General features: G+C 55.6%; 23 protein-coding genes and 2 pseudogenes. 10 read left to right on the forward strand and 15 right to left on the reverse strand.

Translation table 11 applies throughout. The annotated features are described in order from the left end of the window. Positions 1 to 28 precede the first annotated feature (28 nt). Positions 29 to 1,261: an MFS transporter gene (locus E0E17_RS17345; protein ID WP_130835239.1), complete on the forward strand. Its 1,233-nt coding sequence runs from the start codon at positions 29 to 31 to the stop codon at positions 1,259 to 1,261. 36 nt (positions 1,262 to 1,297) lie between these two features. Here the strand turns inward: E0E17_RS17345 and lpxM are convergent, their stop codons facing one another. The 3 genes from lpxM to znuA form a co-directional block, all read right to left on the reverse strand. Beyond that, a complete protein-coding gene (gene lpxM / locus E0E17_RS17350) occupies positions 1,298 to 2,269 on the reverse strand; it encodes a lauroyl-Kdo(2)-lipid IV(A) myristoyltransferase (RefSeq protein WP_130835240.1) in 972 nt (323 codons plus the stop codon). Between the two features lie 123 nt (positions 2,270 to 2,392). Beyond that, positions 2,393 to 3,721 carry a murein DD-endopeptidase MepM gene (gene mepM, locus E0E17_RS17355; protein ID WP_130835241.1) on the reverse strand — a complete coding sequence of 443 codons (1,329 nt, stop codon included), beginning with the start codon at positions 3,719 to 3,721 and terminating at the stop codon, positions 2,393 to 2,395. Positions 3,722 to 3,735: 14 nt separating this feature from the next. Beyond that, positions 3,736 to 4,695 (reverse strand): zinc ABC transporter substrate-binding protein ZnuA, encoded by a 960-nt coding sequence (gene znuA / locus E0E17_RS17360; protein WP_130835242.1) that lies wholly within the window; start codon positions 4,693 to 4,695, stop codon positions 3,736 to 3,738. Between the two features lie 77 nt (positions 4,696 to 4,772). On the opposite strand from znuA, the gene znuC reads away from it, so the two are divergent. Together znuC and znuB are read left to right on the forward strand one after the other, a co-directional pair. Continuing rightward, on the forward strand, positions 4,773 to 5,528 hold the full coding sequence (gene znuC, locus E0E17_RS17365) for a zinc ABC transporter ATP-binding protein ZnuC (protein WP_130835243.1): 756 nt from the start codon (positions 4,773 to 4,775) through the stop codon (positions 5,526 to 5,528). Continuing rightward, on the forward strand, positions 5,525 to 6,310 hold the full coding sequence (gene znuB, locus E0E17_RS17370) for a zinc ABC transporter permease subunit ZnuB (RefSeq protein ID WP_130835244.1): 786 nt from the start codon (positions 5,525 to 5,527) through the stop codon (positions 6,308 to 6,310). The genes znuC and znuB overlap by 4 nt, the downstream gene beginning before the upstream one ends. Before the next feature lie 6 nt (positions 6,311 to 6,316). On the opposite strand, the gene ruvB is transcribed toward znuB, so the two are convergent. The 6 genes from ruvB to aspS all read right to left on the reverse strand — a co-directional run bounded on the left by ruvB (position 6,317) and on the right by aspS (position 11,797). Beyond that, positions 6,317 to 7,321, reverse strand: coding sequence for a Holliday junction branch migration DNA helicase RuvB (gene ruvB / locus E0E17_RS17375; RefSeq protein ID WP_130835245.1), 1,005 nt, complete (start codon positions 7,319 to 7,321; stop codon positions 6,317 to 6,319). An 8-nt stretch (positions 7,322 to 7,329) separates the two neighbouring features. After that, positions 7,330 to 7,944 (reverse strand): Holliday junction branch migration protein RuvA, encoded by a 615-nt coding sequence (gene ruvA, locus E0E17_RS17380; RefSeq protein ID WP_130835246.1) that lies wholly within the window; start codon positions 7,942 to 7,944, stop codon positions 7,330 to 7,332. Positions 7,945 to 8,043: 99 nt separating this feature from the next. Further along, on the reverse strand, positions 8,044 to 8,571 hold the full coding sequence (gene ruvC, locus E0E17_RS17385) for a crossover junction endodeoxyribonuclease RuvC (RefSeq protein WP_130835247.1): 528 nt from the start codon (positions 8,569 to 8,571) through the stop codon (positions 8,044 to 8,046). A 43-nt stretch (positions 8,572 to 8,614) separates the two neighbouring features. Further along, positions 8,615 to 9,358: a YebC/PmpR family DNA-binding transcriptional regulator gene (locus E0E17_RS17390; protein ID WP_130835248.1), complete on the reverse strand. Its 744-nt coding sequence runs from the start codon at positions 9,356 to 9,358 to the stop codon at positions 8,615 to 8,617. A gap of 217 nt (positions 9,359 to 9,575) precedes the next feature. Next, entirely contained in the window at positions 9,576 to 10,007 is a 432-nt protein-coding gene (gene nudB, locus E0E17_RS17395) for a dihydroneopterin triphosphate diphosphatase (RefSeq protein ID WP_130835249.1), read from the reverse strand. Then, complete coding sequence (gene aspS / locus E0E17_RS17400) at positions 10,007 to 11,797, reverse strand: aspartate--tRNA ligase (RefSeq protein WP_130835250.1); 1,791 nt, start codon at positions 11,795 to 11,797, stop codon at positions 10,007 to 10,009. Before aspS ends, nudB begins: the two co-directional genes overlap by 1 nt. Positions 11,798 to 12,031: 234 nt before the next feature. Here aspS and E0E17_RS17405 point away from each other — a divergent pair, with 234 nt between their 5' ends. The 3 genes from E0E17_RS17405 (at position 12,032) to cmoB (ending at position 14,738) form a co-directional block, all read left to right on the forward strand. After that, on the forward strand, positions 12,032 to 12,853 hold the full coding sequence (locus E0E17_RS17405; protein ID WP_130835251.1) for a DUF72 domain-containing protein: 822 nt from the start codon (positions 12,032 to 12,034) through the stop codon (positions 12,851 to 12,853). 191 nt (positions 12,854 to 13,044) lie between these two features. Continuing rightward, positions 13,045 to 13,773, forward strand: a complete 729-nt coding sequence (cmoA, locus tag E0E17_RS17410; protein ID WP_130835252.1) for a carboxy-S-adenosyl-L-methionine synthase CmoA — start codon at positions 13,045 to 13,047, stop codon at positions 13,771 to 13,773. Then, positions 13,770 to 14,738: a tRNA 5-methoxyuridine(34)/uridine 5-oxyacetic acid(34) synthase CmoB gene (gene cmoB / locus E0E17_RS17415; RefSeq protein ID WP_130835253.1), complete on the forward strand. Its 969-nt coding sequence runs from the start codon at positions 13,770 to 13,772 to the stop codon at positions 14,736 to 14,738. The genes cmoA and cmoB overlap by 4 nt, the downstream gene beginning before the upstream one ends. Before the next feature lie 3 nt (positions 14,739 to 14,741). Here the strand turns inward: cmoB and E0E17_RS17420 are convergent, their stop codons facing one another. Beyond that, a complete protein-coding gene (locus E0E17_RS17420; RefSeq protein WP_130835254.1) occupies positions 14,742 to 15,365 on the reverse strand; it encodes a LysE family translocator in 624 nt (207 codons plus the stop codon). A gap of 178 nt (positions 15,366 to 15,543) precedes the next feature. Between E0E17_RS17420 and E0E17_RS17425 the strand changes: the two genes are divergently transcribed. Continuing rightward, a complete protein-coding gene (locus E0E17_RS17425) occupies positions 15,544 to 16,641 on the forward strand; it encodes a glycerol dehydrogenase (RefSeq protein WP_130835255.1) in 1,098 nt (365 codons plus the stop codon). A 29-nt stretch (positions 16,642 to 16,670) separates the two neighbouring features. Here the strand turns inward: E0E17_RS17425 and E0E17_RS17430 are convergent, their stop codons facing one another. The 3 genes from E0E17_RS17430 to E0E17_RS17440 form a co-directional block, all read right to left on the reverse strand. Continuing rightward, on the reverse strand, positions 16,671 to 17,513 hold the full coding sequence (locus tag E0E17_RS17430) for a hypothetical protein (RefSeq protein WP_130835256.1): 843 nt from the start codon (positions 17,511 to 17,513) through the stop codon (positions 16,671 to 16,673). Positions 17,514 to 17,650: 137 nt separating this feature from the next. Continuing rightward, positions 17,651 to 18,172: a hypothetical protein gene (locus tag E0E17_RS17435; RefSeq protein ID WP_130835257.1), complete on the reverse strand. Its 522-nt coding sequence runs from the start codon at positions 18,170 to 18,172 to the stop codon at positions 17,651 to 17,653. A gap of 843 nt (positions 18,173 to 19,015) precedes the next feature. Continuing rightward, entirely contained in the window at positions 19,016 to 19,618 is a 603-nt protein-coding gene (locus E0E17_RS17440) for a hypothetical protein (RefSeq protein WP_130835258.1), read from the reverse strand. Positions 19,619 to 20,029: 411 nt separating this feature from the next. Between E0E17_RS17440 and E0E17_RS17445 the strand changes: the two are divergent. After that, positions 20,030 to 20,194, forward strand: a pseudogene (locus tag E0E17_RS17445) (type II toxin-antitoxin system HicA family toxin); the annotation flags it as partial. Continuing rightward, positions 20,180 to 20,653 (forward strand): annotated as a pseudogene (locus E0E17_RS17450) (type II toxin-antitoxin system HicB family antitoxin). The pseudogenes E0E17_RS17445 and E0E17_RS17450, both read left to right, overlap by 15 nt. A gap of 220 nt (positions 20,654 to 20,873) precedes the next feature. Here the strand turns inward: E0E17_RS17450 and cutC are convergent. Further along, entirely contained in the window at positions 20,874 to 21,626 is a 753-nt protein-coding gene (gene cutC, locus E0E17_RS17455) for a copper homeostasis protein CutC (RefSeq protein WP_130835259.1), read from the reverse strand. A gap of 86 nt (positions 21,627 to 21,712) precedes the next feature. Between cutC and E0E17_RS17460 the strand changes: the two genes are divergently transcribed. Next, complete coding sequence (locus E0E17_RS17460) at positions 21,713 to 22,855, forward strand: MalY/PatB family protein (protein WP_130835260.1); 1,143 nt, start codon at positions 21,713 to 21,715, stop codon at positions 22,853 to 22,855. On the opposite strand, the gene E0E17_RS17465 is transcribed toward E0E17_RS17460, so the two are convergent. Next, on the reverse strand, positions 22,852 to 23,418 hold the full coding sequence (locus E0E17_RS17465) for a VOC family protein (protein WP_130835261.1): 567 nt from the start codon (positions 23,416 to 23,418) through the stop codon (positions 22,852 to 22,854). The two genes, E0E17_RS17460 and E0E17_RS17465, sit on opposite strands and share 4 nt — an antisense overlap. Between the last annotated feature and the right edge of the window lie 343 nt (positions 23,419 to 23,761).

Genomic DNA, 23,761 nt, shown 5'->3' on the forward strand with positions numbered 1-23,761 from the left:
GTTTTATTTTCTCTGACAAGGAGGCCGGATGGCCCGTTATCAACCTGTATCCCGTCTTAACGGCCGCGCCCTGCTGTTTCCTCTGGCACTGGTGCTGTTTGAGTTCGCCACTTATATTGCCCATGACATGATTCAGCCTGGCATGCTGATGGTTACCCATGAATTTGCGGTGGGCCCGCAATGGGTGTCTACTTCCCTCACCGCCTACCTGATGGGTGGCGTAGTGCTGCAATGGTTGCTGGGACCGCTGTCAGATAAATATGGACGCCGCCCGGTGATGCTGTGCGGTATTCTGTTTTTTGCCGCGGCCTGTATCGCCACCACCTGGGTAACAACGATTGAGCAGTTTGTGACGCTGCGTTTTGTCCAGGGGATCAGTCTCTGCTTTATCGGCGCAGTAGGCTATGCCGCCGTACAGGAAGCGTTCGATGAAGCGCTGGCGGTGCGCATGATGGCGCTGATGGCCAACGTGGCGCTGCTGGCCCCGCTGGCCGGACCGCTGGCGGGTGCAGCCTGGCTGACCGTGGCCAGCTGGCGCAGCATGTTCTGGCTGTTCAGCGCCTGCAGCCTGCTGGCCTTTTTTGTGCTGCTGCGCGTGATGCCAGAAACCGCAGGAGACCGCAGCCACTCCATCGCCCTCGGCAATCTGGCGCGCAGCTATGGTCGTCTGGTGAAGGATCGCCAGGTAATGTACGGATCTCTCGCCATCGGGCTGGTGTTTATCCCGATACTCACCTGGGTAGCGCTCTCACCGGTGATTCTGATCCATGATGAGGGCTTGTCGCGCATGCAGTATGCCCTGCTACAGTTGCCGGTGTTTCTGGCGATGATTCTGGGTAACCTGGCGCTGGGGAAACTGGCCGGGCGGGTGCCGATTGAGCAGCCGGTAAAATTTGCCGCCTGGCCGATTCTGATCGGGTTGAGTCTGGCGTTCGGCGCTAATCTGCTCGACCGCCACAGCTATCTGCTGCTCACGGCGGGCCTGAGCCTCTACGCCTTTGGTGCTGGCATGGTGAATGCCGGTCTTTATCGCCTGACGCTCTACGCCAGTAATGAAGGGAAAGGCAGTGTGGCGGCGATGCTGGGTATGGTGAGTATCCTGGTGCTGGCCGCAGGCATTGAGCTGGCGAAAAGTGGCTACTTCCACGGCGGCCCGCCCTGGTTTAGCGCCATCAATTTCGTCAGCGGGCTGCTGTGGTTTGGGTTAATTCTGCTGTTTATGCAGGAAAGGAAGCGACGCAGTAAGCTGCACGCGGCCTGACAGACAGCGGGCCGTCACAAAAGGCCCGTTATCTGCTTAGCGCGGATAGATATCTTTGCGCTTGTAAGGTTCAATATCCCCGACTTTGCGCGTTTTCAGCAGTTTCAGAATCCAGGTGTACTGCTCAGGATGGGGACGCACAAAAGCTTCGACCTCTTCATTCATCCGGCGCGCCTGGGTGTTATTATCCGCCTCCAGCAGATCATCCATGGGCGGATGGATATAGATTTCCAGCCGATGCGTGTCGCTGTTATACACCGGAAACAGCGGCACCACGCGTGCCCGGCATACCTTCATCAGGCGTCCAATGGCGGGCAAAGTTGCCTTGTAGGTGGCGAAGAAGTCGACAAACTCGCTCTGCTCAGCGCCGTGATCCTCATCCGGCAGATAGTAGCCCCAGTAACCCTGACGCATTGAGCTGATAAAGGGCTTGATGCCATCATTGCGTGCATGCAGACGACCTCCGAAACGGCGACGCGCCCGGTTCCAGACATAATCCATCAGCGGATCGCTCTGATGATGGAACATCGCCGCCATTTTCTGCCCTTCCGCCGCCAGCAGCATGGCGGGGATATCGATGCCCCAGCCGTGAGGAACCAGTAAAATCACGTTTTGCTCTTCCGCGCGCATCTGGTCGATGATTTCCCGTCCATGCCAGTCCACGTGCTGCAGAATGCGCTGCGGATCGCGCATGCCCAGTTCCGCCATCATCGCTATCGCCTGAGGCGCCGTGGCGAACATACGATCGATAATCGCCTCCCGCTCCGCCTCAGAGCATTCCGGCATGCAATAGAAAAGATTGATGCGGGCACGACGACGTGCGCCTTTTGCCAGTTTACCTGCCATTTTCCCCAGGCCACCCAGCAGCGGATCGCGCACAGAGGCTGGCAGGCAGGCCATACCGGCCAGAGCGCCAAGCGCCAGCCAGTTGCCCCAGTATTTAGGCCGTAAAAATGAAGTTTGAAAAACGGGAATAAATTCGCTGTTATTTTTCTTTCTGGTTTCCATGCACTCGCCTCAATCAATGACCGGCTAATGATAATGTTGGCGACTGATTTTGCAATCATCTGACCTGATATAATAAAAAACCGACGGATTTCCGTCGGTTTTCGCGCGTTCAGCAACAAAAAGTTAATTCATTGCCAGTTGTGGACGCCACTCTTTCACCTGCTTCAGATAATCGGCGCGATCTTTACCGGTCAGGCCTTCCATACGCGGCAGTTTCGCCGTCAGCGGGTTCACAGACTGGTTGTTAATCCAGATTTCATAATGCAGATGGGGGCCGGTGGAACGCCCGGTATTGCCGGAAAGCGCAATACGATCGCCACGTTTTACTTTCTGTCCTGGTTTTACCAGCACTTTTTTCAGGTGCATATAGCGCGTCATATACTGACGGCCATGGCGAATCGCTACATAATTCCCGGCAGCGCCGCCGTTCTTCGCCATCACCACTTCGCCATCGCCGACCGCCAGCACCGGCGTACCAATCGGCATAGCAAAATCGACGCCTTTATGCGGCGCAATACGTCCGGTCACCGGGTTAAGGCGGCGCGGATTGAAGTTAGAAGAGACACGATACTGTTTCACCGTCGGGAAGCGCATAAAACCACGCGCCAGACCTGCGCCGTTGCGATCGTAATATTTGCCATCTTCCGCGCGAAAAGCGTAATAGTCCTTGCCCGAGGCGCGGATGCGCACCCCTAACAGCTGGCTCTGTTCGCTTTTTCCATCCAGCATTTCTCGCGACATCAGCACGCTGAACTTATCGCCGCTGCGCAGCTTGCGAAAATCCATCTGCCACTGCATTGCCTTAATCACACTGTTAATTTCAGTGCTGCTCAGGCCAGCACGGCGCGCGCTGCTGGCAAAACTGCCGCTCACTTCCCCGTTCAGCACGCTGTTTTTCCATTCACCTTTCTGCAGCACCTGCTGCATGGTGAAGCCGCCTTTCGCGTTGCGCTCATAGATGCGGGTCTCACGCCGTGACATTTCCCAGGTCACGCTTTTCAGCTGTCCCTCATCGGTGAGTGTCCAGGCCAGGGTCTGCCCGATCTGTAAGTTGCGCAGCGTTTTATCGCTGCTCACCAGCGCGCTGATATCGCCTAAATCAATACCGTACTGATTCAGGGCACTGCTCAGCGTATCGCCGGAGGAGATGGTATATTCATGAATGCCGGGCGTGGGAGGCATATCCTGATCGATATCGTCAGCAGGCAGCTCCTCTTCTGGCTCAGGCGTGCTCTGATCGATAGGCTCGCTCGCTTCCGGCAGCACCGTGCGCAGCTGATTGCTGTCCAGTTCGATATCGCGGACAACCGGCGCGACTTCTGCGGGATGATAAACGTAAGGCCGCCAGACAGCGACGGCCAGCGTTATTACAGTTAGTGACCCCAGCATAACGCGGTGGGGGCGCGGCAAATTATTAAATGCGAGGGCGACAGAGCGGACTATCTGCTGCACGTTGACCTTTTCCTCTATGCTCCGTTCAGGCAGCTCGCATACTGGCTCGACAGCTGTGAGAGGAATTTCACATAGCTGTCTTTGGTTAAGCTGATACCCGTACCCAGCGGATCGAGCGTGCCTTTACGCACCTGCGTTCCGCGGGCGACGGCATCGATGACTGCCGGCCTGAATTGTGGTTCAGCGAAAACACAGACGGTTTTCTGCTCAACCAGCGCTGTTCGTATTTGGTGTAAACGCTGCGCACCAGGTTGAATTTCCGGGTTTACGGTAAAATGGCCTGTAGGGGACAAACCGTAATGCTTTTCAAAATAACGATAAGCGTCATGAAAAACGAAATAGCCCTTATTTCTGACCGGTGCGAGTTGCGTGTTAATGGCTTCGTTTGCCTTAGCCAGGCCAGCCTCAAATTGCTGCAGGTTGGCGTCAAGTTTGGCTTTGCTTTGCGGCATAAGTTCTAATAATTTGCCGTGGATTGCAACAGCAGATTGCCTTGCTATCTCAGGGGATAGCCACAGATGCATATTGTATTGACCATGATCGTGATGATGATGAGCCGCAGCAGATTCTTCAGAATTTTCTGAGGTGTGACCCGCTTCATGTTCTTCATCCTCTTCCGCACCGGCGATCAGCAGCGGTTGTACCCCAGGCAGAGCGGCAAGCTGAAGATTTTTTTCTGCTGACAACGAGGCGACGGAACGGGTCATAAAGGCCTCCATTTCCGGACCAATCCACACCACTAAATCCGCGTTTTTTAAGCGTTTTATATCAGAAGGACGTAGCGCGTAATCGTGTTCGGAAGCGCCATCCGGCAGCAGAACATCCACGGGCGTTACCCCGTCGGCAATGGCAGCAGTGATAAAGCCGATGGGTTTTAACGAGGCTACAACGTTAGCCTGGGCGCGGGTGGCAAGCGAAGCGGCTAAAGTGACCGCAAAAAGGGTAAAAGTGAGTGGCTTTTTAATGTGTAACATAATGCTTCATTCCATCGTGACTTGTGGGTGAAATGTGATATTATAACATTCTAAATTCAGTGCAACCTGTAAATAACATGCCTTCACTCGTCTCGCTTGAAAATGTTCAGGTCAAATTTGGCCAACGTCCGGTGCTGGCGGGCATCAGCCTGTCGCTGATGCCCGGTCGCATTCTGACATTACTCGGTCCCAACGGTGCCGGCAAATCTACGCTGGTACGCGTGGTGCTGGGTTTGATTGCCCCCACGGGCGGTCGCGTCCAGCGCAGCACCGGGCTACGTATCGGTTATGTGCCGCAAAAACTACATATCGATCCCACCCTGCCGCTGACGGTGGAACGCTTTATGCGCCTTTCCCCCGGCAGCAAAGCTTCAGGCATTCTGCCCGCCCTGAAACGTGTGCAGGCGGGCCATCTGCTGCATGCCCCGTTGCAAAAACTCTCGGGGGGTGAAACCCAGCGCGTGTTGCTGGCGCGGGCGCTGCTGAACCAGCCACAGCTGCTGGTGCTGGATGAACCCACGCAGGGGGTGGATGTGAATGGTCAGGTGGCCCTCTATGATCTGATCGATCAGCTGCGCCAGGAACTGAATTGCGCTGTTCTGATGGTTTCCCATGACCTGCATCTGGTAATGGCGAAAACTGACGAGGTGCTCTGCCTGAATCATCATATCTGCTGCTCAGGCACGCCAGAGGCGGTTTCCCAGCATCCCGAATTTATTGCGATGTTCGGCCCCCGCGGCGCGCAGCAGCTGGCTATCTATCGCCATCATCATAATCATCGTCACGACCTTCAGGGACGCATTGTATTACGCAGAGGACAGGGCCAATCATGATCGAATTGTTGTTACCGGGCTGGCTGGGCGGCGTGATGCTGGCACTGGCGGCTGGCCCGCTGGGCTCGTTTGTAGTCTGGCGCCGGATGTCCTATTTTGGCGATACCCTTGCCCACGCCTCCCTGCTCGGCGTGGCGTTCGGCCTGCTGTTGAACATTAATCCCTGGTACGCGGTCATTATGGTCACGGTCTGCCTGGCGCTGGGGTTGGTCTGGCTGGAGCGTCGCCCCCATCTGGCGATTGATACGCTGCTGGGGATTATGGCGCACAGCGCATTGTCACTCGGTCTGGTGGTGGTGAGCCTGATGGCGGACGTGCGCGTGGACCTGATGGCTTACCTGTTTGGCGATCTGCTGGCGGTAACGCCACAGGATCTCGGGATGATGGCGGCTGGCGTGACGCTGGTGTTAGTGGTGATGGCGTGGCAGTGGCGCGCGCTGCTGTCAATGACCATCAGCCCGGAACTGGCGCAGGTGGACGGGATCAATATTCAGCGCACGCGTATGTTGCTGATGCTGGTGACGGCGTTAACCATTGGCGTGGCGATGAAATTTGTCGGTGCGCTGATTATCACCTCGCTGCTGATCATTCCGGCGGCGACCGCAAGGCGCTTCGCCCGTTCGCCGGAACAGATGGCTGGACTGGCCGTGCTGTTCGGCATCGTCGCGGTTAGCGGCGGCCTGAGCTTCTCCGCGCTTTATGACACGCCGGCGGGCCCTTCTGTGGTGCTGTGCGCCGCCGTGCTGTTTATTCTCAGTATGGTCAGGAAACCCGCAGCCTGAGGCAAATCAGCTTTCGCGCGTGATGCCAAAATGACGGAACGCATGCTGTGTGGCCATCCGGCCGCGCGGCGTGCGTTGAATAAAGCCCTGCTGGATCAGGAAGGGCTCAATCACATCTTCGATGGTTTCCCGCTCTTCGCCGATAGCAGCCGCCAGGTTATCCAGTCCCACCGGTCCGCCGGTGAACTTGTCGATAATCGCCAGCAGCAGTTTGCGGTCCATATAGTCGAAACCTTCACTGTCGACGTTCAACATATCCAGCGCTTTGGCCGCCACTTCTCCACTCATCTCCCCTTCCGCACGCACTTCCGCAAAGTCGCGTACGCGGCGCAGCAGACGGTTGGCGATACGCGGCGTACCGCGTGCGCGACGCGCCACTTCACGCGCCCCTTCCGTGCTCAGAGTCAGGCCAAGACAGGCGGCGCTGCGGCTGACAATATGCTGCAGATCGGCCACGTTATAGAATTCGAGCCGCTGTACGATGCCAAAGCGATCGCGCAGCGGTGATGTCAGGGAACCGGCGCGGGTGGTGGCACCAATCAGGGTAAAGGGGGGCAGATCAAGCTTAATCGAACGTGCCGCCGGACCTTCGCCAATCATAATATCCAGCTGATAATCTTCCATCGCCGGATAGAGCACCTCTTCCACCACCGGTGACAGACGATGGATCTCGTCAATAAACAGCACGTCGTGCGGCTCAAGGTTGGTAAGCATGGCGGCGAGATCGCCCGCCTTTTCCAGCACCGGGCCTGACGTGGTGCGCAGATTCACCCCCATTTCATTGGCGACGATATTCGCCAGGGTAGTTTTCCCCAGCCCCGGCGGGCCGAAAATCAGCAGATGATCCAGCGCATCGCCGCGCATTTTGGCCGCTTTGATGAAGATCTCCATCTGCTCGCGCACCTGCGGCTGACCAACGTACTCTTCGAGGAATTTAGGCCGGATGGCGCGATCCAGACTCTCTTCTTCATTAATGGTGCCGGCGGAGACCAGGCGATCGGCTTCAATCATGTTTTACCTCAGATGGCGGCGCGCAGCGCTTCGCGAATCAATGTCTCACAGTCTGCGTCGGGACGACCAATTTTACTGACCATCCGGCTGGCTTCCTGCGGTTTATAACCCAGCGCGACCAGCGCCGCAACCGCCTCGCCTTCCGCGTCATTGGCTCCTGAGGTGGCAGAAGGCGCGCTCAGGGTAAAGGGCGCGTCGCCGCCAAACAGATCGCCATGCATGCCTTTAAAACGGTCTTTCATCTCCACCACCAGACGCTCAGCGGTTTTTTTGCCAACGCCTGGCAGTTTCACCAGCGTAGAGACCTCTTCGCGTTCCACGGCCGTGACAAACTGCTGCGCCGACATGCCGGAAAGGATCGCCAGCGCCAGCTTGGGACCGACCCCGTTCACTTTGATCAGCTCGCGAAACAGCGCGCGCTCCTGTTTGCTGTTAAAGCCAAACAGCAGTTGCGCATCTTCACGTACCACAAACTGGGTAAAAATCACCGCTTCCTGGTGCAGTTCAGGCAGCTCATAGAAACAGGTCATCGGCATATGCACTTCGTATCCGACGCCATTCGCTTCAATTAATACCAGCGGCGGCTGCTTCTCAAGAATGTTGCCACGTAAACGACCTATCACCTGATGGCTTCCTTAAAACGATATATGAGGCCCGATTTATAACATAAAAAAGGCTGGATGAATATCCAGCCTGAAAACAAGCGATTACCTGACGGGGTATCAGCCGGAACGCAGTCGTCCACGCGCCAGGGTCAGTTTGTTGTCGCTCAGACGCGTAGCGTTCTGGCTGACATGGCAATGGGTGATGGCGATCGCCAGCGCATCCGCCGCATCCGCCTGCGGGTTGGCGGGCAGTTTCAGCAGGGTACGCACCATGTGCTGCACCTGACTTTTCTCTGCGCTGCCGATACCGACCACCGTCTGCTTGACCTGACGCGCCGCGTATTCAAACACCGGCAGCGCCAGATTCACCGCCGCCACGATGGCCGCCCCTCGTGCCTGCCCCAGCTTCAACGCCGAGTCGGCGTTTTTCGCCATAAATACCTGCTCAATAGCAAAATAGTCAGGCGAGAACTGGGTGATAATCTCCGTTACGCCCGCGTAAATCAGCTTCAGGCGTGACGGCAAATCTGCCACGTTGGTGCGTATACAGCCGCTGCCGAGATAGGTCAGCTGGCGGCCGGTTTGTCGGATCACACCATAACCGGTGATGCGCGAGCCGGGATCGATGCCGAGAATTATGGCCATGCTGCGCCTCCACGGGTTACTTCTGATGTGCAGGTCAGCGCCATTACAGCGTCGCCGCCACCTCGTCAGAAATTTCACCGTTATGGTAAACTTCCTGCACGTCGTCACAATCTTCCAGCATGTCGATCAGACGCAGCAGCTTCGGCGCCGTTTCCGCATCCATTTCCGCTTTGGTGGAAGGGATCATCGACACCTCTGCGCTTTCCGCTTTCAGACCCGCCGCCGCCAGCGCATCTCTGACCGCACCCAGCTCTTCCCAGGCGGTAAAGACGTCGATTGCGCCATCGTCGTAGCTGACCACATCTTCCGCCCCCGCTTCCAGCGCCGCTTCCATCACGCTGTCTTCATCCTGACCCGGCGCAAAAGAGATCACCCCTTTTTTGCTGAACAGATAGCTGACGGAGCCATCAGTGCCCAGGTTGCCGCCGGTTTTGGTGAAGGCGTGACGCACTTCAGACACGGTACGGTTACGGTTGTCGCTCAGGCATTCCACCATAATGGCAGAGCCGCCCGGGCCATAACCTTCATAAATAATGGTTTCCATGTTGGCGTTATCTTCACCGCCTACGCCACGGGCGATAGCGCGATCCATGGTGTCACGCGTCATGTTGTTTGACAGCGCTTTGTCCATTGCCGCACGCAGACGCGGGTTGGAGTTGGGATCGCCGCCGCCCAGCTTCGCCGCTGTGACCAGCTCACGAATGATTTTGGTGAAGATTTTACCGCGCCGCGCATCCTGTGCTGCTTTACGGTGCTTGGTATTTGCCCATTTACTGTGTCCCGCCATCTGATATTTTCTCCGATCCTGGCATCGTTCAGGCTGGCCTGCGCAAGACAAGGGTCGCTGCGCGGGTTGCCCTGACTTTTATAAGTGCGACGTTAACGCCTTTTCGGGGAGCGTTAACGTCCGTTTCAGGTAGTGAACAGCCATGTTGTTCCTGCGCCGTTCGTGCAGAAGGAAGCTATCCGGCATCGGGGCGGTAAAAGCGCGCCGCGATCTCCTGTCAGATAAATTCCTCAATTGCCTGGCGATTACTCCAGGACTTGGTTAATGCTGCGGCCTCTGCCGGGGGCAGCCAGCGTGCTGCCAGGTGTTCCGTCAGCGTTACCTCGCGCTCGGCGGGTAACGCCAGCCGAAACCAGTGTTCACGATTATGGGTGACGCCCGGCGCATAGCGATGACGATAGTGAGCAAAGATTTCGAACTCAATCTGCCGTCCGCAATCTTCAATCACCAGTTGCTCAGCCTGTACATCAATGGCCAGCTCTTCCATCACTTCCCGCTGTGCGGCCTGGTGCGGCGTCTCTCCCGCTTCCAGGCTGCCGGTCACAGACTGCCAGAACGCCGCATCATCGCGCCGCTGCAGCATCAGCACCCGGCCCGTATCGCGCGCATAAATCACGACCAATACCGACACAGGGTACTTATAAGCCATTATTGCTTTCCGCTGTTGTCGTCCGCTTTCTCTTTTTTCACCACCTGCAGAGCCAGTTCCTCCAGCGCGGCCGGATTGGCAAAGCTCGGCGCTTCCGTCATCAGACAGGCGGCCGCCGTGGTTTTCGGGAAAGCGATAACGTCACGGATATTATCGGTACCGGTCAGCAGCATCACCAGACGATCGAGGCCAAAGGCCAGACCGGCGTGCGGCGGCGTACCGTATTTCAGTGCGTCCAGCAGGAAGCCGAACTTCTCACGCTGCTCGTGTTCATTGATGCCTAAAATGGAGAACACCGCCTGCTGCATTTTGCCATTGTGGATACGCACCGACCCCCCGCCTACTTCATAACCGTTAATCACCATGTCGTAAGCATTCGCAATGGCGTTTTCCGGCGCCTGGGTCAGCTCTTCCGGGCTCATATCGCGCGGCGCGGTAAACGGATGATGCATCGCCGTCAGGCCGCCCTGATCGTCGCCTTCAAACATCGGGAAATCGATCACCCAGAGCGGTGCCCAGGCTTTATCGTTGGTGATCTGCAGATCGCGGCCCACTTTCAGACGCAGCGCGCCCAGCGCGTCCGCGACCACTTTTGCCCGATCGGCACCGAAGAAAATGATATCGCCATCCTGCGCGCCAGTACGGGCGAGGATCGCTTCAACAATCTCGCCTGTCAGGAACTTCGCCACCGGGCTCTGTACGCCTTCCAGGCCCTGAGCGCGCACGTTGACCTTCATCCAGGCCAGACCTTTCGCGCCGTAGATTTCGACAAATTTGCCGTACTCATCGATCTGCTTACGGCTCAGTTGCGCACCGCCTGGTACGCGCAAGGCCGCCACGCGCCCTTTGGCATCGTTCGCCGGGCCGGAGAAGACCTGAAATTCTACCGTTTTCAGCAGGTCGCCGACATCCACCAGTTCCATCGGGTTACGCAGATCAGGCTTGTCGGAACCGTAACGACGCATCGCTTCTTCAAAAGTCATCTGCGGGAAAGCGCCGAGATCAACTCCTTTCACTTCCAGCCACAGTTCACGGATCATCCGTTCCATCACTTCGCGCACTTGCGGCGCGCTCATGAACGAGGTTTCCACATCGATTTGAGTAAATTCCGGCTGACGGTCAGCTCGCAGGTCTTCATCGCGGAAGCACTTCACAATCTGATAGTAGCGGTCGAAACCTGACATCATCAGCAGTTGTTTAAACAGCTGTGGTGACTGCGGCAGCGCGTAGAACTTGCCTTTGTGAACGCGGCTCGGGACCAGATAGTCGCGCGCCCCTTCCGGCGTGGCTTTGGTCAGCATCGGCGTTTCAATATCCAGGAAGCCTTCGCTGTCCATAAAGCGGCGCACAAAGCTGGTGATGCGCGCACGTGCTTTGAGGCGCTGAGCCATTTCCGGACGACGCAGATCGAGGTAACGATATTTCAGACGCGCTTCTTCGCTGTTGTTCTGGTTTGAGTCCAGCGGCAGCGGCTCCGCGCGGTTAATGATGGTGAGATCGGTGGCGAATACTTCAATCTCGCCGGTGGCCATCTCCGGGTTTTTGTTACGCTCTTCACGCGCACGTACCGTTCCGCTGATCTGAATACAGAATTCGTTACGCAACTCCGAGGCCAGCTGAAACGCCTCCTGGCGATCGGGATCGAAAAAGACCTGCACGATGCCTTCACGGTCGCGCATATCGATAAATATCAGGCTGCCCAGATCGCGACGGCGGTTGACCCAGCCGCAAAGAGTGACTTGTTGACCTACATGAGACAGATTGAGCTGTCCGCAATATTCTGTACGCATAACGCTATCCTTTTAACTTCGCCGCTGCAGCCTGGCCGCGTCGGGCCGCATAACCTTTTGAGATGCTGCCGCAAAAATGGCGGCCATTATAATGGAAAAACCAGGTAAGGATAAGTAGAGGCGCGCCAAAGCGCCTATTTCATCGCCGTTTGCGCCGCGCCTGCCGCATCGCCATAATAAAACGACGTATTTACAAGGTAACTTGCCGGTCAGAGAGGCGCCAGGAGGAAGGTTTTGACAATCCGCATCGGTTTACCCCAGTGGCAGCACCCGCACTGGAAACGCCTGGGGCTGGAGAGCCTCGCTGACTATGCGCGTTATTTCAACTGTGTGGAAGGCAACACCACGCTCTATTCCGTGCCCAAAGCGGAAACGGTGCAGCGCTGGCGCGACATGACGGACGACAATTTCCGCTTCTGCTTTAAGTTTCCCGCCACCATCAGTCATCAGTCCGGGTTGCAACATACCGATGATCTGGTGACGGATTTCTTCCGCGCTCTCGATCCGCTCGCCGATCGCATCGGGCAATACTGGTTACAGCTGCCCGCCACCTTCGCGCCAGCCCAGCTGCCGGCGCTCTGGGCGTTCCTGGATACGCTGCCGCGCCGCTTCGCCTATGGCGTGGAGGTGCGTCATGCGCAGTTCTTCGCCAGGGGCGAAGCGGAACAGGCGCTGAATCGCGGGCTGCTGGCGCGAGGCATCAATCGCGTGATTCTCGACAGCCGCCCGGTACACGCTTCGCGCTCTCTGAGTCCGGCAGCCATCGATGCGCGCAATAAAAAACCGCGCGTGCCGCCTCATGTAGTGCGCACCGGCAGCCAGCCGATGGTGCGTTTTATCGGCAGTGACAGTGTTGACGAGAGCGTGCCGCTGTTTCAGCCCTGGCTGAGTAAGCTGGATGCCTGGCAACAGGCGTGCATCCCAATGCTGTTTATTCATACGCCCGATATGGGCCAGGTATTCCCGCTGGTGCAGGCGCTCTGGCCACAGCTGCAGCAAATCGTGCCTGACCTCGGCGCGCCGCCCACCTGGCCGCAGCAAAGCGCGCTGTTCTGACCACGGCTTTCCGATAGCCCCGTATTAACAGCACGTCAGACTGATGCGGATTGCCCTGCGCGGCCGGGTAAGTTTTAATCTGTCGGACGGCCCCGGCAACGGGGCTTCACGCTACACTGATGAAAGGGTGCAGCAACAGGCACTTTCTGCCAGAATAGCGCCCTTTCCGTCATCTCTTCGGATCTTTTGTTATGTCTGATCGCGATACGCTATTTTCCGCCCCCATAGCCAGACTGGGTGACTGGACATTTGATGAGCGCGTGGCTGAAGTCTTTCCTGACATGATTCAGCGCTCTGTTCCCGGTTACTCCAATATCATTTCGATGATTGGCATGCTGGCCGAGCGCTTTGTGCAACCCAACAGCCGCGTTTACGACCTCGGCTGCTCGCTGGGTGCCGCTACCCTGTCGGTGCGCCGCAATATCCATGTTCCGGGCTGTACCATTGTTGCTGTTGATAACTCCCCGGCGATGGTGGAGCGCTGCCGCCTTCATATTGATGCTTTTCGCGCCGATACGCCGGTTGATGTGCTCGAAGCCGATATTCGTGATATCCCCATCGAAAACGCCTCGCTGGTGGTATTGAACTTTACGCTCCAGTTTCTGGAGCCTGCCGCACGCCTGCAGTTGCTGAGTAAAATCTGGCAGGGGCTGAACCCCGGCGGCGCGCTGGTGCTGTCGGAGAAGTTCAGTTTTGAGGATGGCGAGGTCGGCGAGCTGCTGTTCAATATGCATCACGATTTTAAACGCGCTAACGGCTACAGCGAACTGGAGATCAGTCAGAAACGCAGCATGCTGGAAAACGTGATGCTGACTGACAGCGTGGAAACCCATAAGGCGCGCCTGAAGCAGGCCGGTTTTACCCATGCTGAACTCTGGTTTCAGTGCTTTAACTTTGGTTCTCTGGTGGCGTTGAAATGATCGACTTTGGCAAATTTTATCAGCAGATCGCCACCGGCCCGCTCGCCAGCTGGCTGGAAGTGTTGCCCGCGCAGATCGCCACCTGGCAGCGGGAAAACCTGCACGGCCACTTTCGTCTGTGGCAAAAAACCCTGGATCACCTGCCCGATCTCACGCCCGTGCAGTTCGATCTGCTGCACAGCGTCAGCGCCGATCGCGACGATCTGAGTGATCGTCAGCGTCAGGGAATTGAGAAGCTGCTGCGCAATCTGATGCCGTGGCGTAAAGGCCCCTTTTCTCTGTATGGCACCCATATCGATACCGAATGGCGCTCCGACTGGAAATGGCAACGGGTACTGCCGCATATCTCTCCGCTGGAGGGTCGTCTGGTGCTGGATGTGGGCTGCGGCAGCGGTTATCACCTGTGGCGTATGGTCGGTGCCGGGGCGCAGCTGGCGGTGGGCATCGATCCCATGCAGCTGTTCCTCTGTCAGTTTGAAGCGGTGCGTAAGCTGCTGGGGGACGATCGTCGCGCCCATCTGCTGCCGTTAGGGATTGAACAGTTGCCGGAGCTGAAAGCCTTCGATACCGTCTTTTCCATGGGGGTGCTCTACCATCGCCGCTCGCCGCTGGATCATCTGCTGCAGCTGAAAAATCAGCTGGTCAGTGAAGGCGAACTGGTTCTGGAAACGCTGGTGATTGAGGGGAGTGCCAACGAGGTACTGGTGCCGGGCGAACGCTACGCGCAAATGCGTAACGTTTACTTTATCCCTTCAGCGGAAATGTTAAAAACCTGGCTGGAGAAATGCGGCTTCGTTGACGTACGCATTGCGGATTATGCCGTCACCTCCACTGATGAGCAGCGGCGTACCGACTGGATGACCAGCGAATCGCTGGCGGATTTCCTCGATCCCGCCGACAACACCCGTACGGTTGAAGGCTATCCGGCACCGTTGCGTGCCGTACTTATTGCCCGTAAGCCCTGAGGCTCAGCGTCGCGATAAGGCCAGTTTTGCGGCAAAGGCGATAAACACACATCCCGTTACACGATCCATGATTTTAATCATGCCCGGCTGGCGCAGCCGTCGGGCAAAATAGTGGCTGCCCGCAATCAGCAATCCATTCCATACCAGACCGATCACCATATGCGTTAACGCCATCAGGGTACACCACAAGGGTACGGACGCCCCTGCCGGAATAAACTGCGGCAGAAACGTGACGTAAAACACTCCAATCTTGGGGTTCAACAGATTCCCCAGCAGCCCGCGGCGGAAATGAGTCAGGTAGCCCGCTGCCGCGCGGGAGCTATCCTCTGCGCTCTGTAGCGCGTTTCGCGGTTTCAGCAACAAGCTGACCCCGAGCCAGAGCAGATATGCCGCCCCCAATCCTTTCAGCCAGTGATAAACTGTTTCTGAGGCCAGCAGCAGCGCGCCCAGCCCGGCACCGACGGCAATACCCCACAACATACAACCGAGCGTAACGCCCAATGCACTGGCACTGGCGCGGCGCCAGCCCTCAGTTGCGGACGTACGTAGCACCAGCGCGGTATCGAAACCGGGTGTGAGGGTCAGTAACGTAATAGCAATAAGGAAGGAGAGCTGCGTCGCGGTCATAAATGATCTCCAGGAAAGCGTATCACGACTCTGACAGCAGGAAAGCGTTAATGCAAGGATAACAGGGTGTTATTAAAAACATTTTTCCGTAACCTGCCATCTTTTGTTAATGAAATTGCTTCCGGTTGTGTCAGGTTATTTCAAAAGGTCTGCATCATTCATGTAAGGAGTAGAGGTTATGAATAAGCTTATTTTCTCTTCACCACGAAAATATGTTCAGGGCGCTGGCGCGCTGGACGATCTGGGACAGTATCTGACGGAGCTGGGCAGCCGCGCTTTTCTTGTCGCGGATGAGGTGGTCTGGCAACTGATCGGCGAGCGCAGCGCGGAGACATTAAAAAAAGCGGGCATTGAATTTCACTATCAGCAGTTTAAAGGGGAAGCCTCCACTAATGAAATCACCCGCCTGACGCAGCTGGCCCGGACATGGAATAGCGATATCGTGGTCGGCCTCGGCGGTGGCAAAACGCTGGATACGGTAAAAGCCATTGCCGATGAACTGAAACAGCCGGTCGTGATTGTGCCTACCGTGGCTTCCACCGATGCGCCCTGCAGCGCCCTTTCCGTGATCTATTCCGACAGCGGCGTATTTGAAAGCTATCGCTTCTACAGTAAAAACCCCGACCTGGTACTGGTAGATACCGCTGTCTGCGCCAGCGCGCCGGTACGTCTGTTTGCCTCCGGCATCGCCGACGGGCTGGCCACCTGGGTGGAGGCGCAGGCCGTACAGCGTTCACATGCCAAATCGATGGTCAATGGCGAGCCGACGATCGCCGGGATGGCGATTGCCCGCGCCTGTGAAGAGACGCTGTTGACCTGGGGTTACAGCGCCTATACCGCCGTTGCGCAGAAACGTGTCACGCCTGCCGTTGAAGCGGTGGTTGAAGCCAATACCCTGCTCTCCGGGCTGGGCTTTGAAAATGCGGGTCTGGCCGGCGCCCATGCGATCCATAACGGCTTTACCGCCATTGATGGCGAAATCCATCATCTGACGCACGGCGAAAAAGTCGCTTACGGCACGCTGACGCAAATGGTGCTGGAACGCCGTCCCGATGAAGAGATCGCGCGCTATATTCGCTTTTATCGCGCTATCGGGATGCCGACCACGCTGCAGGAACTGCATCTGGAAAATGAAAGCTGGGAAAATCTGGTGAAAGTGGGCGCCCTGGCGAACAACGAAGGCGATACGCTGAAAAACCTTAACCCCAACCTGACGGCGGAAGATATTGCCAGCGCGATTCTGGCGGTGGATGCCTTCAGTAAAACGGTGAAATAACAGCGCGGGACGGCGCGAGCCGTCCCGCATTACTCGGCCGGTTGCTCCCAGTATTCATACTTATAGGCCGTACTGAGGTGACGCTCAATGGCGCCCTGCGAAAACACTTCCGTTTCATGCAGATAGCTCAGGGTGCAGTTGCCCACCCCATCCCACAGCTGACACTCATCCACCGAGCGAATGGTGCTGACCGGCGTGCTGGTCAGTCCATCCAGCCGTAGCTCGCGCAACTGTTCATCGTAGGTATAGGTATCTTTACCGCGCGCGCTGGTAGTGCTGACCATCAATCCGTGTGGATTCCAGCGATAATGACTTTCACCATTGGTCAGTTCATCGGTGCCGCGCGAGACGCTTTTTTGCAGGCGGAACTGGTCGTCGTAGTGGTAGGTGGAGTCGGTAAAACCGTGTTTGCCCATGCTGATAAATTTGTCGGAGGCGCTGACGATATTACCCTGCCGTCCTGTCAGCCAGTTGATGGTGCCCTGCCGGTTGTCTACCACTACCTCTTTGCCCTCTTTTACGACTTTAACCAGGTAAGCATACTCCGCCATCCAGCCATCTTCTACCCGGGCAATATGCTGCTCCATGCTCAGCCTGACATTGTGTTCCGACTTATCGTAACTGACATCCGCCACCATCAAATCGCCACAGGGATCAAACTGCCCGAGGATCCGCTTCTGCGAATTGACATCTTTCCCAAATTCACCCGCGATCACCTGACGCACCGCCCCTTTGGCATTGCCGCCCAGCATGATCCAGTTGTTGCTGCTGGCAATCGCCTGACTTTGGGGATCGCAGCGGATAGCCGGGGCAGCCGAGCTGAAAAAGCTGGCGCTCAGGAGGGTAAAAACCAGCAGGTTCAGGCGTTTCATGTTGGGTGTCCGTCAGAGTGGATAAAGTAAGTGTAACGCCTTCCGCGCCTGTGTGGGATCTTCTGCTGCGGCCAGGAGTCATGCTGCATCAGACCAGAGCGGCGCGCATTCACTCTGACCTGCAGACCGATGAGAGTTCAGAACCGGAACTGCAGGCTGAATACCACAATTCCTGGCAAGATCACCCCCGACCTTACTCCTACGTAGGGGTTCACATCATACCTGACACCATGATAGATATAAGGGGCAAAGCCCACCCCGGTTATCCTTTTAAATTCATGATAAATGCCCCGGTCACCACAATGCGAGAAAGGCTCAATGAAAAACTCGCCCGCGTAAACGTAGAGGCCTTCAATAACCAGCTTTTTATATTCTCCCCATTGTTTGCCCATTCCCAGTAATACACAGCGATTATCTTCGCTGTTAATCATGGTGCCCGCATACAGGCTGTACTCTGACTCTGCGCTGAGCCGCTTTTCTACCGCAATTAATTCATTTTTAAAATACTGGGTATAGTCTTTCGTGGGAGCATAAGCATGGTAAACAAATGAAGCGGTATGAACAGAATAGAGGTCCCGTTGATCAGCAAATGTAGGCGTAAAAGGGGTAACTACACCCATAAGAATGATGTAAACAGAAGTACTGACTTTACCTGTCAATGATTTACCTCAGGCATTAAAAAAACAGCTGAGGCTTCCCGGCCCACAATAAGCCAACCGCCTGATACGGCCGCTCCCCCACACAACAGATTAACAACACAGATGAGATCAGGAACAACAGCAAAACCGGGAAGCGTTACTCAATAAACTATTGTTGATAATGTGATTTACGCCAGATATAGGCATATTCCAGCAGAACGCTTATTGGCTCTGTCTTTTCTTACTTTACCGCGCGATTGATGCCAAAAATCCACAGCAACATGCTAACAACGCCTCTGTTACACCGACACTATCGCACCAGTAGTTATTACAACCATCAATCAATTCCATGCCTCGCGCCCAACGCGGTGAGGTTACCTGGCTTTTACAGGCGCTTTGTAAACTCAGGCAAATTTGCTCCTTTTCTGGCTATTTTCATTACGGAACTTTGTTAAGTTTCTCCGTGCGGTGCATTCAACTTTATTTTATGATGGAGCTAAAATGCTTTTGTTGCGATTACCTCTTTTACTGCTGCTTTCACTCCCTCTTGTCTCCTGTACCGCCAGCTATACCCCTGACAGACAGGATAACAAACCGCTCCCCTCCCCCAAGTCCCCGATATATCGTGTTGATGGTAATGGAAAGCTCAAAAAAGACCGACGTATGGAACGCGTGCGCAACCGGGGCTGCCGTGACAGCAGTACTGATTGTGGCAGACCCTTCGGCTGGTAGCGGTTTTCCGGACAGCATTGACCGGCTTCAGGTCATGCTGGTTACACAGTGATAAGGATGGCGGACTTCCTGGGGATAACAAGCGCCATCATTGCCTGTCATCCTCCTGGTTACTGTTCCGTAATCGGAACCTTAGCGAGCTCTGACCACGCTGGCAGGCTCCGTCTGCGCATGCCGTACACTGCCCCGGTATTGCAGGACCGCCACCAGCGCCAGCAATGGTAATGCCATCTCCAGCAACTCTTCCTGCGACGTTTGCAGGGCAACCAGCCATTTTGGTCCGTGCCAGCCGAAGGTTTCTTTCACCACGCCCAGGGAGCGATCAAGCATGCTGGTCAGGATAATCAGACTGATAAACGCCAGGATAGTGACGGCGTGCGCTTCGTGCGCTTTGGCCGCGTGCCAGATTTTACGGCTGTGACGCCACAGAAGGTTTAAACAGGCCAGGACAACAGGCAGCAACACCGCCAGCGCCAGCAACTTATCCTGCCAGGGCAGCGCGCCGGTCCAGAAACGCAGTTTCAGCATACTCATGTCATCAACAGCTTTATGTAAATCCGCCTCACGAGCCATCATGGCGAATAATACGAAGATCACCGACCAGCGGGTGGTCAGTTTTACCCCGGCCAGTGGAGTAAACATCAGCATAATGAGCACCGCAGCATAGAAATACAACGTCAGGCTCTCAATCAATTGCCCCTCCTCAGCCAGATGGATCAACGCTTCCGTGGGCATAACAGTCCACAGTATCAGGGCAAAGGCTGAGATAAAAAGGGTAAATTTTAGCGAAAAATATGAGCGATGAAGCACGTGTCTTATTCCTGCAAACAAAGGGTCAACTATGGACACGGTTTCCATTTATGTCTTATGAATTTATGCTTCGGCCAGATAACACTCTGTCACCAGCACAGCGTCTTGTTGTCTAAAAAAACACGACGGAACAGCCACTTGCCATAAAACATCTCCTTTCAGGCTGACAGCGGAGCCTGTATGCAAAATGTGGCACAGCGCAAAAACTCCAGCTCCTCTAAAGCAAGCCAAAGCCAACACACAGGCTACACACCATAACATTGACTGGCGGTGTGTAGCCTGTGTGTATTTTTAACGTCAGTGCACAAGACGGAGAGAGATTGAAAAAGTTCGGAACTGATAAAGCTGTCAGAGAAAAAGGGTTGGCAGCTTGAAAGGGTGAAAGGAAGCCATCACTTATTTGGCCACCCGGATTTCGCTATTGTCATAACAGTTCCACATCCAGAGAAGAACCTGAAAACAGGCACGGTCCACCAGATTCTGAAGATTGCGAAACTAAACCAGTGCGGAGCCGCCCATAAGGACGCTCTTTTCAGACAGAGGTTTTATATGATTTATACAGGCTTAGTTGAAATCGGTTCTGACGGCAGTGCCAGCGGCTGGTTTCCTGATGTGCCTGGCTGCATCTTTGCCGGGGAGCATTTTCAGGAAGCATTTAAAGATGTCGGATCTGCACTAAATGCGCATTTTACGCTGTTGGCAGAAAAAGGGCTGCCTGTTCCTGAAGCGACTGATGCGCATTTAGCTGACCAGGCGCAAAATATAGCCAGCAAAGCACCATCGACGCGTCTGGTTTTCATTGGCATTGAAATGGACATCACCAAATATCCTGGCAAGTCATAACGTATCAATATCACTATGCCCCATCTGTTAATTGAGAAAATTGATAAGGCGGTAAGTAAAGACTCCCGTTATACAAGCCGCAGCCATTTTCTGGCCGAGGCAGCACGTAAAGAATAGTCTTACCTCTGAAGGCTTTTCCTTCGTCTCTTCCGGCTGCAACAGGCGGCTGTCTGTCCGGTTTGCAGCGCAGCTTTTTACCGCTCCGGCTCTGTCCCTGAGGCCCTTTATTCTGTTCGTCGGGTTGTAGATAAAAAGAACCCCAACAAGATGCTGGGGTTTGGTACAGGCAAACATCACGTCGGTTTTCGGCGTGCTGCGCGGCAAAATCACTGGTGATTCAGGCCACCCGGTCAGGGGTCATCTGCATCACACTTTTCATGGCTTCTACCACATCACCATCCACGCAGTAGCGGCTGAATTCATCCGTTTCGGCTTCGGAACACATGGAAACCCCGGCTTTCCGGTAACGCATCGGGGAGGAAATGAGACGGCTGGCGGAGCTGTGAATCTCCTTAATCCCCATCTCAAGAAACTTCTGCAGGTTGCTGAGACGCACACCTGCACCGGCCATAATAATAGGACCTGTGCTCAGCTCATTAAGTTCCCGCAATAACGCAATTCCGTTTTCGGCATTTTGCTGCTGGCCCGAAGTCAGAATGCGCGCGATGCCCAGAGCGGTCAACTCTTTCAGGGCGCGTTTCGGACTATGACACAGGTCAAATGCGCGGTGGAAGGTGACCTCCAGCCCGTCGCACAGCGCCATAATGTGTTCCATACGCGCATGATCGATATGGCCATCCTCATCCAGCATACCGATCACCAGACCGGGAAAACCGAGCTCGCGGATGATCGCCACCTCAGATTTCATCACGTCGAACTCACGCGCGGTATAGCAAAAATCGCCGCCGCGTGGCCGCACAATAGGGTGTACGGCAATGGTGAGTTCACGCCGTGCGGCTTCCAGCAGGCCCGCTGAGGGCGTCAGTCCCCCTTCGCGCGGCGCGGTGCAGAGTTCAACGCGATCTGCTCCTGCCTGCTGCGCCGTGATTGCACAATCCAGGCCATAGCAACAAATTTCCAGCTTTGTCATGTTCTTCTCCTTTACGTGTCTGCTGGCTCGGGACAGGTGCTTCAGTTACTCTGACAGAGTGACTTATTTTAGGCGGAAACGTAACTATGGCATTTAATTTTGACCAGGCGCTCGATCGGCGTCACAGCGATAGTTTGAAATGGAACAAATATGGCAATCGTGATGTGTTGCCGCTATGGGTGGCAGATACCGATTTTCGCGCCCCAGACTGTGTGATCGAGGCGCTGCAAACGCGTGTGGCACATGGCATTTTCGGCTACGGCGACACGCCGCATAAACTGCTTGAGATCACGGTACAGCGGATGGCGGAGCGCTATCAGTGGCAGATCCAGCCGGAGTGGATAGTATTGCTGCCCGGCGTGGTGAGCGGCCTGAATCTCTGCGTACGCGCATTTACCGCGCCCGATGAAGCCACTGTCGCGCCGGCGACCATTTATCCTCCGTTTCGTTATTCCGCAAAGCTGGCTGAACGTCCACAGGTCAACCTGCCGCTGCGACTGCAGGATAACCGCTGGGTCATGGATCTCAGCGACGCGGATAATCAGCTGACGGGCAAAGAGAAACTGCTGATGCTGTGCAACCCGCAAAATCCGGGCGGCACCGTTTACCGGCGGGAAGAGCTGCAGGCGCAGCTTGAGTTTGCACAACGTCACGATCTGATCGTCTGCTCAGATGAAATCCATTGTGATTTGATTCTGACGCCTGGCCTGCAACATATTCCGTTCGCCAGCCTGAGTGAAGAGGCTGCCCAGCGCACCATTACCCTGCTCTCGCCGTCCAAAACCTTTAATATCGCCGGCTTAGGGGCATCGATGGCCATTATTCCCAATCCGGAGCTGCGCAAACAATTTACCCGCACGCGCCAGGGGATTGTGCCGTCCGTGGACATTCTGGCGCTGGTGGCCGCTGAGGCCGCCTGGCGTGATGGGGAAAGCTGGCTGGACGCCCAGCTCGACTATTTGCGTGCAAACCGCAATCGTCTGACGCAGCAGGTCAATGCCTTACCGGGCCTCAACATGGCGGCACCCGAGGCGACTTACCTTGGCTGGATTGATGCCAGCGGACTGGATGTCGCCAGCCCGGCGCTCTATTTTGAGAAACACGGGCTTGGCTTCTCGCCCGGACGTGATTTTGGCGACGATCGCTTTGTGCGTTTTAACTTTGGCTGCACGCGCGCCACGCTGGAAGAAGCGCTCTCCCGCCTCGCGCGTGCGGTGCAGGAACGTTAATCCGCTTCGCTGGCGACAATCTCCTCCAGTCGCCAGGGATGAAATTTAATTGTGGTCTCCCCGTCCGTCACCGCCAGGGTCGGATTGGGCAGGCGTTCATTCTCCCCCTGCGGGCTACTGGTTTTGAACGAAATCCCCGGCTGCGCTAACCCTTCGTCAGAAAGCAGCGCCATGGCGCGCACGCCCAGCGTTTCCGGTGCGCCGCGCAGCACCACCTCCACATGCTCCCAACCTTCGTGGCGATAAAGCTTCTGACCAGGCCAGGGCAATTCGATCACATCCAGCTGCCATCTGGCGACCTGCAGAGGCTGATGCAGTTTAAACAACGCAATGGGACGACCATTAATCATCGCTTCTGAAAAGAGCGTGCCTATGCGCAATAAGCCCTGCTTCCAGCGTTCAGCGGTAGCGATTTGATGACAGCGCAGCGCGATATGATCGACCTCAAGATCGACCAGCGGCAAGCCCAGGCGCTGCGCCAGATTCTCGAGTGCAGACTCAAAGCGCACCAGATCGGTACGCAAGTCCTGTAGTTCTGGCAGTAAAAAGCCGTGATGCGTCATGTTTCCTCGGTCTATGTTCAATAATTTTAAATGATCGAATCCGGCCTGCCGTCTGGTTTCGCGGCCAGAAAAGGCTCAGATTCATCTGATTTGTGCTAAATTTCGTCAAAAAACTGCATAATCTGGCCTTTCATTTCGGAATATTCGTCTGTTTAGGGCCAAACGTTAGTTGACAAAGTGCTCTTAAATGCATGATTAAAATGGCATTTGTTAATTCAATGAGATAACTCTTAATTAGCCTGCAAACATTTGCAGGGGACGACCCTTTCTTATAGATTTGTCTCACACCTCATACAAGGAATGGCTCTATGTCTATGCTCATTATTGTCGCGGCTTTGATTGC

Origin of the sequence: [Erwinia] mediterraneensis, from assembly GCF_900604315.1 — a bacterium.
Lineage (GTDB): Bacteria > Pseudomonadota > Gammaproteobacteria > Enterobacterales > Enterobacteriaceae > Pantoea > Pantoea mediterraneensis_A.

Coding starts and splice junctions, on each gene's coding strand:
- lpxM (WP_130835240.1), bottom strand. CDS start 2,269: ATGGAAACCAGAAAGAAAAATAACAGCGAATTTATTCCCGTTTTTCAA.
- znuA (WP_130835242.1), bottom strand. CDS start 4,695: ATGTTACACATTAAAAAGCCACTCACTTTTACCCTTTTTGCGGTCACT.
- znuC (WP_130835243.1), top strand. CDS start 4,773: ATGCCTTCACTCGTCTCGCTTGAAAATGTTCAGGTCAAATTTGGCCAA.
- E0E17_RS17390 (WP_130835248.1), bottom strand. CDS start 9,358: ATGGCGGGACACAGTAAATGGGCAAATACCAAGCACCGTAAAGCAGCA.
- E0E17_RS17460 (WP_130835260.1), top strand. CDS start 21,713: ATGGCATTTAATTTTGACCAGGCGCTCGATCGGCGTCACAGCGATAGT.
- ruvB (WP_130835245.1), bottom strand. CDS start 7,321: ATGATTGAAGCCGATCGCCTGGTCTCCGCCGGCACCATTAATGAAGAA.
- znuB (WP_130835244.1), top strand. CDS start 5,525: ATGATCGAATTGTTGTTACCGGGCTGGCTGGGCGGCGTGATGCTGGCA.
- E0E17_RS17420 (WP_130835254.1), bottom strand. CDS start 15,365: ATGACCGCGACGCAGCTCTCCTTCCTTATTGCTATTACGTTACTGACC.
- cmoA (WP_130835252.1), top strand. CDS start 13,045: ATGTCTGATCGCGATACGCTATTTTCCGCCCCCATAGCCAGACTGGGT.
- E0E17_RS17430 (WP_130835256.1), bottom strand. CDS start 17,513: ATGAAACGCCTGAACCTGCTGGTTTTTACCCTCCTGAGCGCCAGCTTT.
- E0E17_RS17465 (WP_130835261.1), bottom strand. CDS start 23,418: ATGACGCATCACGGCTTTTTACTGCCAGAACTACAGGACTTGCGTACC.
- ruvC (WP_130835247.1), bottom strand. CDS start 8,571: ATGGCCATAATTCTCGGCATCGATCCCGGCTCGCGCATCACCGGTTAT.
- E0E17_RS17425 (WP_130835255.1), top strand. CDS start 15,544: ATGAATAAGCTTATTTTCTCTTCACCACGAAAATATGTTCAGGGCGCT.
- E0E17_RS17345 (WP_130835239.1), top strand. CDS start 29: ATGGCCCGTTATCAACCTGTATCCCGTCTTAACGGCCGCGCCCTGCTG.
- nudB (WP_130835249.1), bottom strand. CDS start 10,007: ATGGCTTATAAGTACCCTGTGTCGGTATTGGTCGTGATTTATGCGCGC.
- cutC (WP_130835259.1), bottom strand. CDS start 21,626: ATGACAAAGCTGGAAATTTGTTGCTATGGCCTGGATTGTGCAATCACG.
- cmoB (WP_130835253.1), top strand. CDS start 13,770: ATGATCGACTTTGGCAAATTTTATCAGCAGATCGCCACCGGCCCGCTC.
- E0E17_RS17440 (WP_130835258.1), bottom strand. CDS start 19,618: ATGCCCACGGAAGCGTTGATCCATCTGGCTGAGGAGGGGCAATTGATT.
- aspS (WP_130835250.1), bottom strand. CDS start 11,797: ATGCGTACAGAATATTGCGGACAGCTCAATCTGTCTCATGTAGGTCAA.